Annotated in this window: 11 protein-coding genes and 2 pseudogenes; 8 read left to right on the forward strand and 5 right to left on the reverse strand. The window is 67.8% G+C overall.

Going from position 1 to position 17,813, the window contains the following annotated elements; genetic code table 11:
• The first annotated feature begins 22 nt into the window (after positions 1-22).
• The 3 genes from C722_RS0108065 (at position 23) to C722_RS0108075 (ending at position 7,346) form a co-directional block, all read left to right on the forward strand.
• Entirely contained in the window at positions 23-694 is a 672-nt protein-coding gene (locus C722_RS0108065) for a heavy metal response regulator transcription factor (RefSeq protein ID WP_017640015.1), read from the forward strand.
• Entirely contained in the window at positions 691-2,073 is a 1,383-nt protein-coding gene (locus tag C722_RS0108070) for a heavy metal sensor histidine kinase (protein ID WP_017640016.1), read from the forward strand. The genes C722_RS0108065 and C722_RS0108070 overlap by 4 nt, the downstream gene beginning before the upstream one ends.
• 140 nt (positions 2,074-2,213) lie before the next feature.
• Entirely contained in the window at positions 2,214-7,346 is a 5,133-nt protein-coding gene (locus tag C722_RS0108075) for a DUF4011 domain-containing protein (RefSeq protein WP_017640017.1), read from the forward strand.
• A 392-nt stretch (positions 7,347-7,738) separates the two neighbouring features.
• Here C722_RS0108075 and C722_RS0108080 read toward each other — a convergent pair whose 3' ends face one another.
• Positions 7,739-9,094: an OprD family porin gene (locus C722_RS0108080; protein WP_017640018.1), complete on the reverse strand. Its 1,356-nt coding sequence runs from the start codon at positions 9,092-9,094 to the stop codon at positions 7,739-7,741.
• A gap of 154 nt (positions 9,095-9,248) precedes the next feature.
• On the opposite strand from C722_RS0108080, the gene C722_RS0108085 reads away from it, so the two are divergent.
• Positions 9,249-10,184 (forward strand): DNA/RNA non-specific endonuclease, encoded by a 936-nt coding sequence (locus C722_RS0108085; RefSeq protein ID WP_017640019.1) that lies wholly within the window; start codon positions 9,249-9,251, stop codon positions 10,182-10,184.
• A 355-nt stretch (positions 10,185-10,539) separates the two neighbouring features.
• On the opposite strand, the gene C722_RS0108090 is transcribed toward C722_RS0108085, so the two are convergent.
• The gene (locus C722_RS0108090; protein ID WP_017640020.1) at positions 10,540-11,547 is read right to left on the reverse strand and encodes a YrzE family protein; all 1,008 of its coding nucleotides are present in this window, start codon (positions 11,545-11,547) and stop codon (positions 10,540-10,542) included.
• A gap of 125 nt (positions 11,548-11,672) precedes the next feature.
• Positions 11,673-13,019 carry an Nramp family divalent metal transporter gene (locus C722_RS0108095; RefSeq protein WP_026083725.1) on the reverse strand — a complete coding sequence of 449 codons (1,347 nt, stop codon included), beginning with the start codon at positions 13,017-13,019 and terminating at the stop codon, positions 11,673-11,675.
• A gap of 218 nt (positions 13,020-13,237) precedes the next feature.
• Here C722_RS0108095 and mntR point away from each other — a divergent pair, with 218 nt between their 5' ends.
• From mntR to C722_RS26980, 3 genes and pseudogenes are all read left to right on the forward strand, one after another.
• Positions 13,238-13,687, forward strand: coding sequence for a manganese-binding transcriptional regulator MntR (gene mntR, locus C722_RS0108100; RefSeq protein WP_017640022.1), 450 nt, complete (start codon positions 13,238-13,240; stop codon positions 13,685-13,687).
• 101 nt (positions 13,688-13,788) lie between these two features.
• A pseudogene (locus tag C722_RS26975) lies at positions 13,789-14,565 on the forward strand (PAS domain-containing protein); the annotation flags it as partial.
• A 99-nt stretch (positions 14,566-14,664) separates the two neighbouring features.
• A pseudogene (locus C722_RS26980) lies at positions 14,665-15,102 on the forward strand (methyl-accepting chemotaxis protein); the annotation flags it as partial.
• Positions 15,103-15,122: 20 nt separating this feature from the next.
• On the opposite strand, the gene C722_RS0108110 reads toward C722_RS26980, so the two are convergent.
• On the reverse strand, positions 15,123-16,283 hold the full coding sequence (locus tag C722_RS0108110) for an MFS transporter (protein WP_017640024.1): 1,161 nt from the start codon (positions 16,281-16,283) through the stop codon (positions 15,123-15,125).
• Complete coding sequence (locus C722_RS0108115; RefSeq protein WP_017640025.1) at positions 16,283-16,816, reverse strand: GNAT family N-acetyltransferase; 534 nt, start codon at positions 16,814-16,816, stop codon at positions 16,283-16,285. Before C722_RS0108115 ends, C722_RS0108110 begins: the two co-directional genes overlap by 1 nt.
• A 64-nt stretch (positions 16,817-16,880) precedes the next feature.
• Between C722_RS0108115 and C722_RS0108120 the strand changes: the two genes are divergently transcribed.
• A complete protein-coding gene (locus C722_RS0108120) occupies positions 16,881-17,804 on the forward strand; it encodes a LysR family transcriptional regulator (RefSeq protein WP_017640026.1) in 924 nt (307 codons plus the stop codon).
• Positions 17,805-17,813: the final 9 nt, after the last annotated feature.

The following is a 17,813-nucleotide window of genomic DNA, read 5'->3' on the forward strand; positions in this document are numbered from 1 at the left end:
CCGGAGGCCCTACCATTACGTCATGCACATTCTCCTCATCGAAGACGACCAGAAGACCGGCGAGTACCTGAAGAAGGGTCTCGGCGAATCCGGCTACGCGGTCGACTGGACCCAGCACGGCGCCGATGGCCTGCACCTGGCCCTGGACGGCCGTTACGACCTGATCATCCTCGACGTCATGCTGCCCGGCATCGACGATTGGCAGATCATGGAGGTCTTGCGCAAGAAGCTCGACGTGCCGGTGCTCTTTCTCACCGCCCGCGACGGCCTGCAGGATCGCATCCGCGGCCTGGAGCTGGGCGCCGACGACTACCTGGTCAAACCCTTCTCCTTCGTCGAATTGCTGCTGCGCATCCGCACCCTGTTGCGCCGTGGCGTGGTGCGCGAGCCCGAGCATTTCCACCTGGCCGATCTGCAGCTGGATCTTCTGCGGCGACGGGTAACCCGCGGCGACGACCTCATCGTGCTGACCAACAAGGAATTCGCCCTGCTGCACCTGCTGCTGCGCCGCGAAGGCGAGGTGCTGTCGCGCACCCTGATCGCCGCCGAGGTCTGGGACATGAATTTCGACAGCGACACCAACGTGGTGGACGTGGCCATCAAGCGGCTGCGCGCCAAGGTCGATAACCCCTACCCGGTCAAGCTGATCCATACCGTGCGTGGTATCGGCTACGTCTGCGAGGTTCGGCCTTGAGTGCGCGCTCACCCTCGCTGATCCTGCGCGCCACCCTGGGATTCGCCCTGGTGGCGCTGCTCGCCGTGGGCGGTGCCGGCCTGTTTCTCTACCACAGCCTGGAACGGACGGTGCTGGAGCGCGCCGACTACGCTCTGCTCGGTCGCCTGGCGCATTTTCGCAGCCTGCTCAGCGCCGACCTGTCGCTGGAGACCCTGGGCCGCAGTCCGCAGCTGTTCGCCAACATGCTGGGCAACGAGCAGGATGTCTTTCTCATCGGCGCGCCGGGTGCCAAGCCGGTGATCGCCTCCAATCCGCTGAATATCGCCCTCCCGGATCTTGCCGTGGTACCCCAGACGCGGCGACCGACGCCGGCCGATATACGGGAAGGCACCCTGGCCGACGGCACCCGCTGGCGCGCGGCGCGGGTCGCGGTGAACACCCCCGAAGGCCCGGTGGAACTGACCGCCGCCCATGTGCTGCGCAACGAAGACACCACCCTGGCCGATTTCCGGCTGGGGCTGCTCGGCGCTGTGACCCTGGCCTTCCTGGCTACCGCCGGGCTTGGCTATCTGCTGCTGCGCCGGGGCCTGGCCCCCTTGCGGCGCATCGCCCGCCATGCCGGTGGCATCACTCCAACCCGGTTGGCTGCCCCCCTGGAATTGACCGATGCTCCGCGCGAGCTGCAACCGCTGGTGGAAAACTACAACGCCATGCTGGCGCGGCTGGCCGACGGCTATGGTCGGCTGGTGCAGTTTTCCGCTGACCTCGCCCACGAGATCCGCACCCCGATCAATGCCCTCATGGGCCATACCGAGGTCGCTCTGCGCCAGGTACGCAGCAGCGAGGAATACCAGACGCTGCTGGCCTCCAACCTGGAAGAGCTGGAGCGCATCTCGCGCCTGGTGGAAAGCATCCTCTTCCTTGCCCGCGCCGACGACGCCCAGGCGGTGCTGACCCCGCAACCGTTGCGACTAGACGAAGAGCTGGCACGCATCGCCGACTATTTCGAAGGGCCGGCCGACGAGCGCGGCCTGCGCCTGGTCGTAGCAGGCGGCGGTGAGGTGATCGCCGATCCGCTCCTGCTCCGTCGCGCCTTGAGCAACCTAGTGGCCAATGCCATCCGCTATGCCGACCCGGATGGCGAGATCCAGCTGCAGGCGGACGGCGGGCGCATCCGCGTCAGCAATGCCGGTCCCGCCCTGGCGCCGGAACACCTGCGACGGCTATTCGATCGCTTCTATCGCGCCGATCCCTCGCGTCATCAGCCCCATGATTCCAACGGTCTGGGCCTGGCCATCGTCGCCGCGATCATGCGTCTGCATGGTGGGCGTGCCGAGGTCGAGCAGGATGCGCGGGGCATCCATTTCAGCCTGGTCTTCCCGACCCCGGCCGCCTGAACCGCGACCTGCCGCTCAAACCACGCAACCGCCCGTCACCAAAGGACTTTTTCCGCTTGCCCAGGCGGGCTATGGGCTGCATCGACCCGCCCACTACTGTACATTCATCTACCTTAGGCAATAAGCAAGGGTGGTAGGCGATGAGCGTGGATGTCGAACTGGTGCTGGCCGGCAAGATCGGCTTCGCGGCGCACCAGAACGCGGTGCCCGTGCTGCGTGAATTGCGCCTCACCCACAGCGGCCCCGAACCCCTGGCCGACCTCAGCCTCACGGTGACCGCCGAGCCGGCTTTCGTGGTGCCGCGCACCTGGCACCTGGAGCGCCTTGATCCCCAGGGCACCCTCTATCTCGATGATCGCGACCTCGAATTCGACGCCGCCCTGCTCGGCAGCCTCCAGGAAAGCCTGGTCGCCCAGCTGACTTTCACGGTGCGCCAGGGTGACGAGATCCTGCAGACGCGGCGCTATCCGGTCGAGCTGCTGGCCCGCAACCAGTGGGGCGGCGTGGACAGCATGCCCGAGCTGGCAGCGGCGTTCGTCATGCCCAACGACCCGGCGGTGGATCGCCTGCTGGGGGCAGCCGCCGAGGTCCTGCGCCGCGCCGGCAAATCCACGGCGCTGGATGGTTACGAGGGGGAGTCGCGCCGCCGGGTCTGGGAGCTCGGTTCGGCGCTCTGGTCGGCCCTGTGCGGCCTGCAGCTGACCTACGCGGTGCCGCCGGCCAGCTTCGAGCGCCAGGGCCAGAAGATCCGCACGCCCGGCGCCATCCTCGACGGTGGCCTGGCCACCTGCCTGGATCTCGCCCTGCTCGCCTGCGCGGCGCTGGAACAGGCCGGCCTCAATCCGCTGCTGGTCATTACCCGCGGCCATGCCTTCGCCGGGGTCTGGCTGCAGCCCCAGGAATTCGCCCAGCTGCTCACCGACGACGCTGAGCCGGTACGCAAGCGGGTGGCGCTCAAGGACCTGCTGGTATTCGAGACCACCCAGGCCACCGCTTCCCCGCCGCCGTCCTTCAGCCAGGCGGTGCAACTGGCCGAGCGCCAGCTGGACGACGACAGTTTCGTACTGGCCCTGGATGTCCGCCGTGCCCGTCTGCAGCGCATCCGCCCGCTGGCGGTGCCCGGCCAGCCCGCCACCCCCCTGGACGGCCTGCTGCTGCCGGGCGAAGCCCTGGAAGAGGCCCCGCCGCTGCCAGCCTTCGACGTGGACGTCGAGGCCGCGCCCACCACCCCGGTCGGTCGCCTGGCGCTCTGGCAGCGCAAGCTGCTCGACCTCACCACCCGCAATCGCCTGCTGCACGTGCCGGAAAACGCCCGCAGCGTGCCCCTGCTCTGCCCCGAGCCGGCGGCGCTGGAAGATCGCCTGGCCGAGGGCCGGGCGCTGCGCCTGGTGCCGTTGCCGGACCTGGCGGTGAGCGGGCGAGACGCGGTGCTGCACGAGGCCCGCGAGCATGAGAATCTGCAAGACGAATATGCCCGCGGCGCCCTGGCCCGTGGCGAGGTGGTCGCCCCCCTGGATGCGACCAAGCTGGACGCGGCGCTGGTGGAGCTCTATCGCCGCGCCCGCAGCGACCTCGACGAGGGCGGCGCCAATACCCTCTACCTGACGCTGGGCTTCCTGCGCTGGAAAAAGGCCGCCGACGATCCCAAGCACTACCGTGCGCCGCTGATCCTGCTGCCGGTGCGCCTGGAACGGCAGAGCGCCGCCAGCGGCATCACCCTGCACCTGTTCGAGGACGAGCCGCGCTTCAACCTCACCCTGCTGGAACTGCTGCGCCACGATTTCGACCTGGACATCCCCGGGCTCGACGGCCCGCTGCCCGGCGATGGCAACGGCATCGACGTGGACGGGATCTGGACCAAGGTCCGCCGCGCGGTACGCGACCTGCCCGGCTTCGAGGTCAGCAGCGAGCTGCTGCTCGGCCAGTTTTCCTTTGCCAAGTACCTGATGTGGAAGGACCTCACCGAGCGCAGCGACCAGCTGATGGAAAGCCCGCTGGTGCGGCACCTGCTGGAGCGCACCACCGAATCTGGCGCCTACCTGAGCGGCGGCAGCTTTCCCCGCGAACGCGAGCTGGATCGCCAGGTAACCCCGGCCGAACTCTTCACCCCGCTGCCGGCGGATTCCTCGCAACTGGCGGCGGTGCTGGCCTCGGCCGGTGGCCAGGATTTCGTCCTCGACGGCCCGCCCGGCACCGGCAAGTCCCAGACCATCGCCAACATGATCGCCCACAACCTGGCGCTTGGCCGGCGGGTGCTGTTCGTCGCCGAGAAGCGCGCGGCCCTGGACGTGGTGTATCGCCGCCTGGAGGCGCAGGGGCTTGGCGAATTCTGCCTGGAGCTGCATTCGAGCAAGGCCTCCAAGGCCGAGGTGCTCAAGCAGCTGGAGCGCGCCTGGGATACCCGCGACGGCCTCGACGAAGAGGAATGGCTGGCCGAGGCCGCCGAGGTGGAGCGCCTGCGGGATCGTCTCAACGCCGTGGTGGAGCGCCTGCACCGCCGCTGGCCCAATGGCCTGACCCTGCAGCAGAGCATTGGCCGCGTCCTGCGCGACGCTGCTCCCGATACTCCACGCCTGGCATGGTCCCAGGCCGATGCCCACGACGCCGAGGCCCTGGCCGAACTACGCACCGCGGTACGGCGCCTGGCCCTACATGCCGAGACCGGGCGCAGTCTGGCGGCGGATTTCGCCCTCTTGCCGGCCCATCCCTGGTCCAACGCCTGGCAGGATGCCTTGGTTACCGCTGCCGAACGGCTGCGCGACACCCAACACGCCTTGCAGCAGGCGCGGCAACGCCTGCGCGATGTCCTCGGTCTGCCACTGGCGGACCAGGTGGCGCCCCGTCGCCTGCTGGAATTCGCCGAGTTGCTGCGGAGCGCCGCCGGCCAGGATCTGGCCTTCGCCTTCGGCCCTGGCGCTGCCGAGCGTCAGCGCCAGCTGGGGCGTGCCCTGGAGTTGCTGCGGGACTACCAGGCGCTGGAGCGCGAGCTGTCGGTGCCCTATGCCGCCGAAGCCTGTCGCCGCGTCGCCCTGACCCAGCTGGAAACCGCCTGGGATGCCGCCGCTCGACGCTTCTGGATCTTCGCCAGCCGCGCCCAGCGACAGGTCACCCAGGACCTCGCCCGCCAGGGCGAAACCCAGGGCCAACCCGATGTCGCCGCCGACCTGCCGCGCCTACGCCGCCAGCGCACCCTGCTCACCGAGCTGGACGATCTGGCGCCCACCCTTGCCGGTATCGCCGGCTGGCAGGGCGTCACCAGCGACCTCGACGCCCTGCTCGCCCGCCGCGCCTTGGCGGAAAGGCTGAGCACGGCGCTGCCAACCCTGGCGGAAACGCCCGAGCAGCTGCTGGCCCTACGCCAGGCGGCAGCGCGGCGGTTGCAGCATCCCGAGGATCAGCCGGTGGACACCACCCTGGCCCCGGCCAGCAGTGCCTTCGCCGAGGCCCTGGATGCAGCCGAAGCCGCTCGCCAGGCATTCGCCGCGCAGGCGGGACTGGCCGGTGATACCGCCGCCGCCGAGCTGGTACGCACCGCCGCCGCGCTGCTGCGGCAGCCCGGTCGACTCAAGGCCTGGTGTGACTGGCAACGCGTCCGCGAAGAAGCCGACGCCCTCGGCCTGGCACCCCTGATCGCCCGCGCCACGACCGCCGCGGCCGACGATCTCCCGACCCTGTTCGAGACCGCCTATGCCCGCTGGTTCGCCGCCACCGCCCTGGACGCCGAGCCGCTGCTGCGCGATTTCGTCCCGGCCGAGCACGAGAGCGACATCCAGGCCTATCGCCGGTTGGACGACCGTCTGCAGACCCTCGCCGTGCGCCATATCCGCGCCCTGCTCTGCCACGGCCTGCCACCGAAGAACGATGCGGCGCGCCAGGGTGGCGGCTTCGCCGTGCTCAAGCACGAGTTGCAGAAGCAGCGTCGGCACCGACCGCTGCGTCAGCTGGCCCTGGAAATGGGCGACGCCCTGGCGCGACTGGCGCCCTGCATGCTGATGAGTCCGCTGTCCATCGCCCAGTACCTGCCCCCGGACGGCGGCCTGTTCGACCTGGTGATCTTCGACGAAGCCTCGCAGATCGCCCCCTGGGATGCGGTGGGTGCCATTGCCCGGGGCGTGCAGGTGGTGATCGCCGGCGACCCCCGGCAGATGCCGCCAACGCGCTTCTTCGACCGCGCCACCGGCGAGGACGACACCGCCGAGGACCTGGAAAGCATCCTTGACGAATGCCTGGGCGCCGGCATCTACAGCCACAGCCTCAACTGGCACTACCGCAGTCGCCATGAGAGCCTGATCGCCTTTTCCAACCACCACTACTACGACGGCAAGCTCATCACCTTCCCCGCCCCGGAGATCCGTCCGAGCGCGGTGGAATGGCGGCGGGTCGATGGCGTCTACGCCAAGGGCAAGGGCCGCCACAATGCCATCGAGGCCCAGGCCATGGTCGCCGAGGCGGTCAAGCGCTTGCTGGATCCGGCCTTCGCCGGGCTGAGCCTGGGCATCATCACCCTCAACAGCGAACAGCAGCGGCTGGTCACCGACCTGCTCGACCGCGCACGCCAGCAGCACCCGGAGATCGAGGCGCACTTCGCCGAGGACCTGGCCGAGCCAGTGGTGGTCAAGAACCTGGAAACGGTCCAGGGCGACGAACGTGATCTGATCATGCTCGGCATCGGCTTCGGTCCCACCGAGCCGGGCGCCAATACGATGTCGATGAACTTCGGCCCGCTGAACAAGGACGGTGGCTGGCGCCGCCTCAACGTGGCCGTGACCCGGGCACGGCGGGAGATGCTGGTGTTCTCCTCCTTCGATCCGGGGCTGATCGACCTCAACCGTACCAATGCCCGCGCGGTGCGCGATCTCAAGCTGTTCCTGGAATTCGCCCAGCGCGGTCCCCAGGCCCTGGCGGCCGCGGTCAAGGGTTCGCTGGGTGGACACGACTCGCCCTTCGAGGAAGCCGTGGCCCAGGCGCTGCAGGCCAAGGGCTGGCGGGTGGTGCCGCAGATCGGCGTCTCGCGCTTCCGCATCGACCTGGGCATCGTCCATCCCGACCGGCCGGGCGACTATCTCGTCGGCATCGAATGCGACGGCGCCACCTATCACAGTGCCGCCACCGCCCGCGACCGCGACAAGACCCGCAGCGCCATCCTCCAGGGTCTCGGCTGGACGCTGCTGCGCGTCTGGTCCACCGAATGGTGGATCGACCGCGCCGGGGCGACCGAGCGGTTGCATGGGGAGATCGAGCGGCTGCTGGAAGAATCGCGGGCGAAGGGTTGAGTGGCTGTTGGGCTTCGCTGCGCTCAGCGCCAACCTACGGTGGTTTACCTCATGCCGTAGGTTGGGCTGAGGCGGCTCCATCGCCGAAGCCCAACAAGCCGGGCGCGACCTCGGCACCGTTGAGCTTCGCTGCGCTCAGCGCCAACCTACGGCGGTTTGCCTGATGCCGTAGGTTGGGTTGAGGCAGCTCCATCGCCGAAGCCCAACAATCTGCACTCGACCTCGGCACCGTTGGGCTTCGCTGCGCTCAGCGCCAACCTACGAGAATGGTACGTAGGTTGGGTTGAGGCGGCTCCATCGCCGAAGCCCAACAAGCCGCGCTGACCTCGGCACCGTTGGGCTTCGCTGTGCTCAGCGCCAACCTACGGCGATTTGCCCACCACTCGGCGGTATCAAAGAATATTCAGCGGATACTCGGTGATCAGCCGCGTCTCGGCCACGGTGCCGCCGGTGCTTTGGCTGCCGGAATGCCAGGCCTGACGCAGGCGGAAGCTCAAGTCCTTGGCCGGGCCGTTCTGCAGGACGTACTTGGCCTCCAGATCGGTCTCGTGTTCCTTGTCGCCGTCGCCATAGAGCCCGGCATAGGCCGAATCCGCCGCTACCTTGCTGCCGTCGATGCCGCTGCCACGGGTATGGCGCACCATCAGGCTCAGCCCCGGCACGCCGTAGCTTTCCATGTCCAGGTCATAGCGGGCCTGCCAGCTGCGCTCGCCCGGACCGTTGAAGTCGGAGAACTGCATCGAGTTGCCGAGCAGGATGGAATCACCGAAGGCACCCGGCACCGGCGCGCCGAACACCGCGTAGTCGAAGGGCTGGTCGCCGTGGATGCGCTGGTGGATCAGGGTGAAGGTGTGGGCGCCGGTCTGGAAGGCGGCGGCCAGCGAGCCGGCGGTGTTGGCGATGCTGCCGGCCTTGGCGCTGCCGGCGTCCAGGGTGCGGTAGAGGTTGGCGTCGAAGGTCAGACTCTGCTCGGCGGCCAGCGGCAGCACATAGTTGAGGTTGCCGTAGTACTGGTCCCAGACGCCTTCGAAGTGCCCGGCGTAGAGCGAAGCGCTGAGATGATCGCTGAACTTGTAGACGCCCCCGGCATAGCTGGCCGAGGCCGCTTCCACGCCGGCGTAACCGGCGAAGATGCCGCCGTCCGAGCCGGTGGTGCGCGGCGCCGTGGCGGCGGTGAAGTGACCGCCTTCCAGCATCAGGTGATCGACCTCCTGACTCACCAGGCTCCAGCCACGGGCAGTCTGGGGAAACAGCCAGTTACCGCCCGCCGCCAGTACCGGCGCCGTGGGTTGCTGATCGCCGTACTTGAGCACGGTATTGGAGACGCGCAGCTTGACCGCTGCCCCGCCCTTGCTGAATTCGCTGCGCTGGCTGCCGTCGCCGTCCACCGGCATGTTCGGGGTATTGGCGTGGCCATCGCCGCCATCCAGCTTGAGGCCCAGGTAGCCATAGGCATCCACCCCGACCCCCACGGTGCCCTGGGTGAAGCCCGAGGTGTAGTTGAGCAAGAAGGCCTGGGTCCAGCTGCGCGGATCGCGACTGTTGCGCGCTGCGGCGCCATGGCCGTCGCCCTCGTTCTGGCGCAGGTAGTAGTAGTTGCGCAGCAGCAGAGTCAGGTCACCGTCTTCGACGAAGCCCTTGGCATCGGACTGCTGACTGGCCAGGGCCGCGCCAGTAAGGAGCAGGCCGGGCACGCCGAGCAGCCAGACGCGCTGACGGGCAAAGGGGGAAAACAGCGATAGCTTCATGGGCGGTTCACTCACGGATCTCGGTTGGGAATCGTTAGGTCGCGAACGAGTTTGCCAGCTAGCGCCAGTGCATACCACTTCGCTGACCGTCGTCATCGCCCGGTAACCTCCCTGTGCTGCGCTGGCGGTCCGCCCCTTGCGTTCGTGGTCCACCATGCCCAGCCAGCCCTTTGCCGTCGATCTCGCCTATCGTCCGCGCCTCGCCGATCTGCGTCCCCTGCTGCCAGCGCAACCCGCCGGCCTGCGCGCCGAACCCCGCATCACGCCCGCCGCCAGCCTGGCGGATCGGCAGGGCTACCAGGCCGCTTTCCTGGGTGACTTCCAGGTCCCCTGGCCAGGCCCGAGCGCCGCCCTGGTCACCGACGTCCATCCCCTGCCCGCCTCGGGCGATCGCCTGGACTACACCCACTTCTCGGTCACGCTCTCGCGCAGCCGACGGATGGCGCTTTGGGTCGGGGTCAATATCGATGGCGGCCAGCACCGGGACGTGCCGCGTAGCCGCGACGCCTGGGCCTATGACGGTCGAGTGCCGCTGGAGGCCCAGCTCGGTGAGGCGCTCTATGCCGACAACCTGCTCGACCGGGGCCACCTGGTGCGGCGCCAGGATCCCAACTGGGGCCCCGCTGCCGCCCAGGCCAACCGTGACACCTTTCACTTCACCAATTGCGCGCCGCAGATGGCCGCCTTCAACCAGCGGACCTGGCTGGAACTGGAAGACTATCTTCTCGACAACACCCACCGCTGGCAGGCACGCATCACCGTCTTCAGCGGCCCGGTGCTGCGCCCGGACGACCGTGTCTATCGCGACGCCCGGATTCCCGAGGCCTTCTGGAAGGTGGTGGCCTTTCTCGGTGACGACGGCAAACCCTCTGCCAGTGCCTACCTCATCGACCAGCGCCGGGAGCTGGACGAGCTGTCCATCGCCTTTGGCCGCCTGCGTACCTACCAGTGCAGCGTCGTGCGCATCGAACAACTGACCGGCATCGACTTCGGCCCGCTGCGCGACCATGACGGCTTTTCCAACGAAGAGCGCGCCACAGGCCAGGCGGTGGAGCAGGCCATCCAGGGACCGGGCGACATCCTGCTCTAGCTGGGCTGGCCGCAGGCGCGTGACAGGCTGTTGCGCAGCCCCAGCAGGAGAGCCCGGCCAGGTAGAGTTCGGCAGCATCCGCCAACCCCAGGCGTAGCGCCCAGGTATTCACCGCCAGGGCCGGTCGGTAGAAGGCCAGGTCGCTCAGCATTTAGCAGGCCGCCAGTAGTCCGGTGCGCGGCCAGGCCAGGCTCAGGCACGCCCTGATCGCCCCGCTGACCTATCGCCACCTGTTCGTGCCGAGCGGCCAGACAGCTGGAAAAAGCGATCACCCAAAAACGCCGATGCCCGGACCGTCGCCAGTCCGGGCATCTAGTCTTGCAGCGGAAGCCGAAGGATCCGCCAGAGGGGGCGCTTAGGCAGCGACCACCTTGTTGGCCGGCTGGGTACGACGACCCAGGGCACCACCGATGGCGCCGACGATGCCGCCGATCACCAGGCTGATCAGCAGCACCCAGCTGGCCTGGGAGACCTTGCGGGCGGCCACGTCAGCGGCTTCACGAGCCTTCTGCTCGGCCTGGGCCTTGAGCTCCTGGTACTTGGCATAGGCCTGCTGGTAGGTCTGCTGGGCCTTGTCGACGATGGCATTGGCCTCGGCGTCGCTCTTGCCGGTACGGGCCTTGATCAGGTTGACCAGGGCCTGACGGTCGGCGGCGTTCCAAGCCTGGTCGCCACGGGCCTTGAGACGGTCCAGCAGGGCGGTCAGCTGGTCATCGGTCTGCTGCGGGTTGTTGGCGCTGTTCTGGGCGGTGTTCTTGGCATCCTGCTCGGCGCCCTGGGCCTGCTGCTGCAGATTCTCCGGCTGCAGTTCGGCTTTGCCGGTCTGGCGCAAGGCGGTTTCCAGTTCGTTCTGCAGATCGCCCAGGTCGAGCTGGATGCCCTGCTGGCGCAGTTGATCCTGAACCTGGTTGGTCAGCGCCGGTGCGGCCTGGGACAGGCCACTGCCGATCATCGACAGACCGCTGCCCGCCACGTTGAGGCCGGTACGCACCACGCCGCTCACCGCGCTGGACACCAGATAGACGCTGACCAGGGTCACACTGGCCCAGACCAGGATGCCGTGCAGGGCGCCTTCGCGCTGGGCCAGGCGACCGGCGATCCAGGCACCGATGAAGACCGAGACCACGGCGCTGACGCCGACCCAGATACCGGTGCCCTTGCCCAGGCCATCCAGCGGATTGGCTTCCTGCTGCGGATCGATGGAAGCGGTGCCGATGGCGGTGCCGAGCAGGCTCAGCAGCAACGAAACCGTCAGGGCGATGACCACGCCGGCGATGATCGAGCTCCAGGAGATACGCTTGAGCAAGGGGGCGGTGGCCGTGGTGGCCGCATAGGCGGGAGTTTGGCGGGCGTCGTAGGACATGGCGAGTGCTCCGGGATGGTTAGGGGAAGAACTTATTGTGGTAACGGATGGATACCCTTCCGCTTTAACAAGTTCCCAAACCAGCACGCCAGAGCCACCGAAGGTCATCGGACCTCAGACATCCTCTAACCCAACAGGATATCGGCCAGCAGCTTCACATTGAGCACCACGATCAGTCCGGCAATCGCCCAGGCCAGCACCTGCGTGACCCGACCGATCACGAAAGAACCCATCAGCTGGCGATCCGAGACGAAACGCACCAGCGGGATCACCGCGAAGGGCAGCTGCATGGACAGCACCACCTGGCTCAACACCAGCAGCTTGGCCGTGCCGCTCTCGCCATAGAGACCGGTCACCACCACCACCGGGATGACGGCGATACCGCGGGTGATCAGCCGCCGCGCCCAGTCGGGGATGCGCAGCGACAGAAAGCCTTCCATGACGATCTGGCCAGCCAGGGTCGCGGTGACCGTAGAATTGATGCCCGACGCCAGCAGGGCGACCGCGAACAGCAGCGAGGCGATACCCACGCCCAGCATCGGCGACAGCAGGTGATAGGCGTCTTGGATCTCGGCCACGTCGGTGCGCCCGGCACTGTGGAACACCGCCGCGGCGGTGATCAGGATGGCGGCGTTGACGAACAGCGCCAGCATCAGCGCCAGGGTGCTGTCGGCCACCGCCCAGCGCAGGCCCATGCGCCGCCCCTCCTCGGTGCGCGGATAGGCGCGGGTCTGGACGATGGAGGAATGCAGATAGAGGTTGTGGGGCATCACGGTGGCGCCGATGATGCCGATGGCCAGGTAGAGCGCGGCCGGATTGGTGATGATTTCCGCCTTGGGCAGGAAGCCGTCGGCGATCGCGGCGATGGACGGCTGGGCCAGCACCATCTGTACGCCAAAGCAGACGAAGATCAGCGTCAGCAGCGCGATGACGAAGGCTTCCAGCCAGCGAAACCCGCGATTCATCAGCAGCAGGATGAGAAAGACGTCCAGCGCCGTGAGGATGGCGCCCCACATCAACGGGATGCCGAACAGCAGATTGAGGGCGATGGCGGTACCGATCACCTCGGCCAGGTCGCAGGCGATGATGGCGATCTCGCAGGCGATCCACAGCAGCAGACTGACCGGCCGCGAATAACGTGCGCGACAGGCCTGGGCCAGGTCCAGCCCGGTGGCGATGCCCAGCCGCGCGGCCAGGGCCTGCAGCAGGATGGCCATGAGGTTGGAGAGCAGGATCACCGACAACAGCAGGTAGCCGAATTGCGAGCCCCCGGCCAGGTCCGTGGCCCAGTTGCCCGGATCCATGTAGCCCACCGAGACCATGTAGCCCGGGCCGACGAAGGCCAGCAGCCGGCGTAACCAGCTGCCACCCTCGGGTACCGGCACGCTGGCATTCATCCGCCCCAGACTGGGCCGGGCGGATGGCGCGGACTCCTGCCAGGCTGGCTCGACATAGCTGGCGGGTTCTTTCATGGCGGACTCGTGCGGCAAAATAGGAATACCCTTTGGAGAATTTAGCCTAGGCTAAAATTCACACATTCAGCAATAAAAAATCTCTATCTCATCCGTCGATAACGCCCATTGGCGAAGGAATCTTTGGTATTCGCCCGCAACTCGGTCAAAATGGCGCCCGAACGCGTCCTCTTGACGCGCCTCAGGTCTTTGCGGAGAAGGTCATTCAGGTGGGCAACATGACAAAGGACGACGAACTGCTGAATCGGTTGGTCGATCCATCCATTCATATGGAAGGTTTTCAACAGGTCCGCGAGGCGCATCGTCAGGAGCTGATCGAAGACTATGTCGAGCTCATTTCCGATCTCATCCGGGACGGCGGTGAAGCGCGCCAGGTGGACATCGCCGCGCGCATCGGCGTGGCCCAGCCGACCGTGGCCAAGATGCTCAAGCGCCTGGCCGCCGCCGGCCTGATCGTGCAGCGCCCCTATCGCGGCGTCTTCCTCACCCCTGAAGGCGAGGCTCTGGCCGAAGCCAGTCGCGCCCGCCACCATGTGGTGGAGACCTTCCTGCTGACCCTGGGCGTGGACGCCGATACCGCGCGCCGCGACGCCGAAGGCATGGAGCACCATGTCAGCGAGGCCACTCTGGCCGTCTTCCGGCGCTTCATCGCCAGTCGTCAGGCGTAGGCTGCGGCTTTAGTCGAAAGTCGCCACGGCTCCCCCTTCAGAAAATCCGGGTACCGTCGAAGTAGTGGAAGTCATACTTTCACTCTTCTTGGTGCCCTGCCATGTTCAATCGCCCTCTCAAGACCGAACTCGCCCAACTGCGGGCCGAGGTCGCCGAACTGCGTCAGCTGCACGCCGGCTTCGAAAGCCAGGCGCTGAGTCTTACCGTGGATGACCGCGGCAATATCGAGCGCGTGAACGAGCGCTTCTGCCGCGAGATGGGCTACCGCTCCGAGAACGTGGTGGGGCGTCCCCTGGACGCCTTCATTCCAGAATACGTTAAACAATTGCCCTGCTATCGCGACCTCAAGAGCGCGCTCAGCCAGGGCACCCAGACCAGCGGCATGTACCGGCTGCTGCGTTCCAATGGCCAGGAGGCCTGGCTCTATTCGACCTGGCAGCCGCTGCGCGACACCCAGGGCCGGATCCACAAGACCATCTGCTTCGCCAACGATCGTACCGAGCAGGTGGAGACCTCCACCGAGCACTCCGGCCTGATCAACGCCCTGCTGCGCTCCACCGCCGTCATCGAATTCAACCTGGCCGGCGAGGTGCTCACCGCCAACGACCGCTTCCTGCAGGGCATGGGCTATTTGCTCAAGCAGATCCAGGGCAAGCATCACCGGCAATTCTGTACCAGCGAAGAAGCCAACTCCGCCGACTACCAGGCGTTCTGGGCGCGGCTCAATCGCGGGGAATTCATCGCCGGTCGCTTCAAGCGGATCGACAGCCACGGCCGCACCGTCTGGCTGGAAGCCTCCTACAACCCGGTGCTCAACACCCGTGGCCAGCTGTACAAGATGGTGAAATTCGCCACCGTCATCACCGAGCAGGTGGAGCAGGAACAGGCGGTGGCCGAAGCGGCCAAGGTGGCCTTCGACATCTCCCAGCAGACCGACGAGAGCGCCCGCCAGGGAGCCGAAGTGGTACAGGACACCGTCTCGGTGATGCGCAAGATCGCCGAGGAACTGCAGGTGGCCTCCAATGGCATTGAGGCCCTGGGCGAGCAGTCGCTGGTCATCAGCACCATCGTCAAGACCATCAGCGGCATCGCCGAGCAGACCAACCTGCTGGCCCTGAACGCGGCCATCGAAGCCGCACGCGCCGGTGAACAGGGTCGCGGTTTCGCCGTGGTGGCCGACGAGGTCCGCCAATTGGCTGGCCGGACCAGCAAGGCTACCGAAGAGATCGTTGGCGTGGTGCAGCAGAACCAGCAGCTGGCGCAGACCGCCGTTGCCAACATGGCGGCGAGCAAGCACCAGGCGGAACAGGGCCTGCAACTGGCCAACGCCGCGGGCACCCGTATCACCGAGATCCAGGACGGCGCCCAGCGCGTGGTGGGCGCCGTAGGTCAGTTCGCCCGTCGCCTGAACTAGCTCGCGGGCCGGCTCCCGCCTCAGGCCGGCGCCGGACGCCGCCGCCGGAGCAGCCCCAGCGCCGCCAGGGTCACGCCCAGGCTGACCAGCAGGCACAGCCCGAGCAGGCCCCGATCGCCCCAACTCTCCCGCGCCAAGGCATAGCACCAGGGCGCGGCCGCCGAGAGCAGAAAACTCGGCGCCAGCAGCTTGCCGGTCAGGCGTGCGTAGAGCGCCCGGTCGAACAATTCCAGCGGCAGGCTGGCCCGCAACACCGCCACCAGGCCGTTGAGGGCGCCATAGCAAAAGACGAAGCCCGCCGTCAGCAGCAGGTGGCCTTCGCTCGCCAGCGCCAGGGCGAAACTCAGCGGCAGGCCCAGGCCCAGCAACAGATTGAGCTGGCGCGCCGACAGCCGCTGTCCGGAGGCCAGTTCCGCCAGCCGCGCGCAGACCTGGCCGATGCCCCACAGCGCCGCCACCCCCACCGGCACCCCACGCTCGGCCAGCAGCGCCGGCAGATGCGCCGACAACCCCGCCGAAAGAAAGCCGATCAACGCCATCCCGGTGGCGAACAGCACGCCGGCGAGGCGTGGCGAGCCACCCCCCGCCGTGGGCGGTAGCTCGGCACTGGGCAAGCGTCCGCGCACATTGGGCAGCGGCAGGAGCAGCAGCAGGCCGGCCAGGGCGATGCCGGCATAGACCACCAGCCCCAGGCGCCAGCCCAGCGCCTCCAGCAGCCAGTGCCCCAGGGGCCAGAACACCGCCGACGCCAGCCCGCCGAGCAGGGTGATGCGCACCATCACCGCCCGCGAGCGTTCGCCGGCCAGGCGCGCCAGGGTGGCGAAGGCGGCGTCGTACAGCGACAGCCGCATGCCCACCCCCAGGGTCACCCAGGCCAGATAGAACAGCGGCGCCGACTGGGACGCGGCAAGGCCCAGGCAACCGAGGGCGTCGAGCACCAGGCCGAGTTGCAGGGTGCGGCAGCCACCCAGGCGTTCGATCACCGCGCCGCTGAAAGGCGACACCAGCCCCATGGTCAGCATCGCCAGGGAAAAGCCGCCATAGACCCAGCGCGCATCCCAGCCCAGTCCCGCGGCCATCGCCGGGCCATAGACCCCCGGCAGATAGAAGGCCAGGCCCCAGGCCAGCAACTGCATCAACCCCAGCTGCCAGATGGCGCGATCGCTCGGCATCGGCGTCATCAGCGTGTCCCCGGGGTACGCTCGCCCTCGCCCAGGCTGAGTTGCATCAGGACCGTGTCCACCCAGCGTCCATGCTTGAAGCCCACCGCCTCGAAGGTGCCGACGGTGCGAAAGCCCAGCCGCTGGTGCAGGGCGATGGAGCCCTGGTTGGCGCTGTCGCCGATCACCGCTACCAGTTGGCGAAAGCCCGCCGCCGTGCAGGCTGCGACGATATCCTCCAGCAGCCGCCGACCGATCCCCTGGCCACCCAGGCCGTCGCGCACGTACACCGAGTCTTCCGCGGTATGGCGGTAGGCCGGGCGCGGTCGATAGAGCACCGCATAGGCATAGCCCAACACCTCGCCGTCCCGCTCGGCCACCCGATAGGGCAGCCCGGCCTGACGCACCGCCGCCAGGCGCCGTTCCAGCTCGGCCACGTCCGGCGGCTCCAGCTCGAAGCTGGCGCAGCTGTGCAATACGTGCTGGGCATAGATGGCCTGGATGGCGGGAAGATCGGCGGAGGTGGCGTCACGCAATTGCAGGGCGGTGTTCACGAGGGCGGTCCATCCAGGGGTCGATGGGGCGATCATGCCGGGACGCCCAGCCAAAGATAAAGCTATGCTCGATTATCCCCGGTATAAGCGAAACCTTGGCATGGCCGACCTCAACCTCACCCAACTGCAGACCTTCGTCCAGGTGGTCGCCACCGGCAGCTTTTCCGCCGCGGCCGATCGCCTGGGGCTGAGCCAGCCGGCGGTCAGCCTGCAGATTCGCCAGCTGGAGCGGCGCCTGGGGCTCAAGTTGCTGGAGCGCCTGGGGCGCGGTCTCAAGCCCACCGCCGCCGGCAGTCTGCTGCTGGAACACGCCGACCATATCCAGACGGCGGTGGACCAGGCCCTGCAGGCCCTGGCCAGCCATGGCGAGACGGTCAGCGGACGGGTCGCCATCGGCACCGGCGCCACCGCCTGCATCCATCTCCTGCCGCCGCTGCTGGGCCAGTTGCGCCAGCGTTTTCCCCAGCTGGATGTGCGCGTCAGCACCGGCAACACCCTGGACGTCTTGCGCGCGGTGGAGGACAACCGCCTCGACCTGGGGCTGGTCACCCTGCCCGCCAGTGGCCGCAACCTGCAGGTGGAGCCGCTGCTGGAGGATGCCTTCGTCGCCCTGCTCCCACCTGCCAGTCCGCTGCCCAAGGGCGCGCTGGCGCCGGCGGCGCTGGCCGAAGCGCCGCTGCTGGCCTTCGAGACCGGCAGCAGCACCCGGCTGCTGATCGACGACTGGTTTCGCCGCGCGGGCCAGCCCAGCCGACCGGTGATGGAGCTGGGCAGCATCGAAGCCCTCAAGGAACTGGTGGCCGCCGGTCTCGGCTACAGCCTGGTGCCCGGTATCGCCGTGGCCACCGAACACCATCGCCAGGGCCTGAGGGTCCAGCCGCTGGCGCCGCCGCTGACGCGCACCCTGGCCCTGGTGCTGCGCCGTGACAAACCCCTGAGCCGTCCGTTGCAGCAGGTACTGGAAGCGCTGCGGCGGTTGCGCCGCTGATCGAGAGAC

This window comes from Pseudomonas sp. 313 (genome assembly GCF_000316965.1).
Classification (GTDB): Bacteria; Pseudomonadota; Gammaproteobacteria; order Pseudomonadales; family Pseudomonadaceae; genus Chryseomonas; species Chryseomonas benzopyrenica.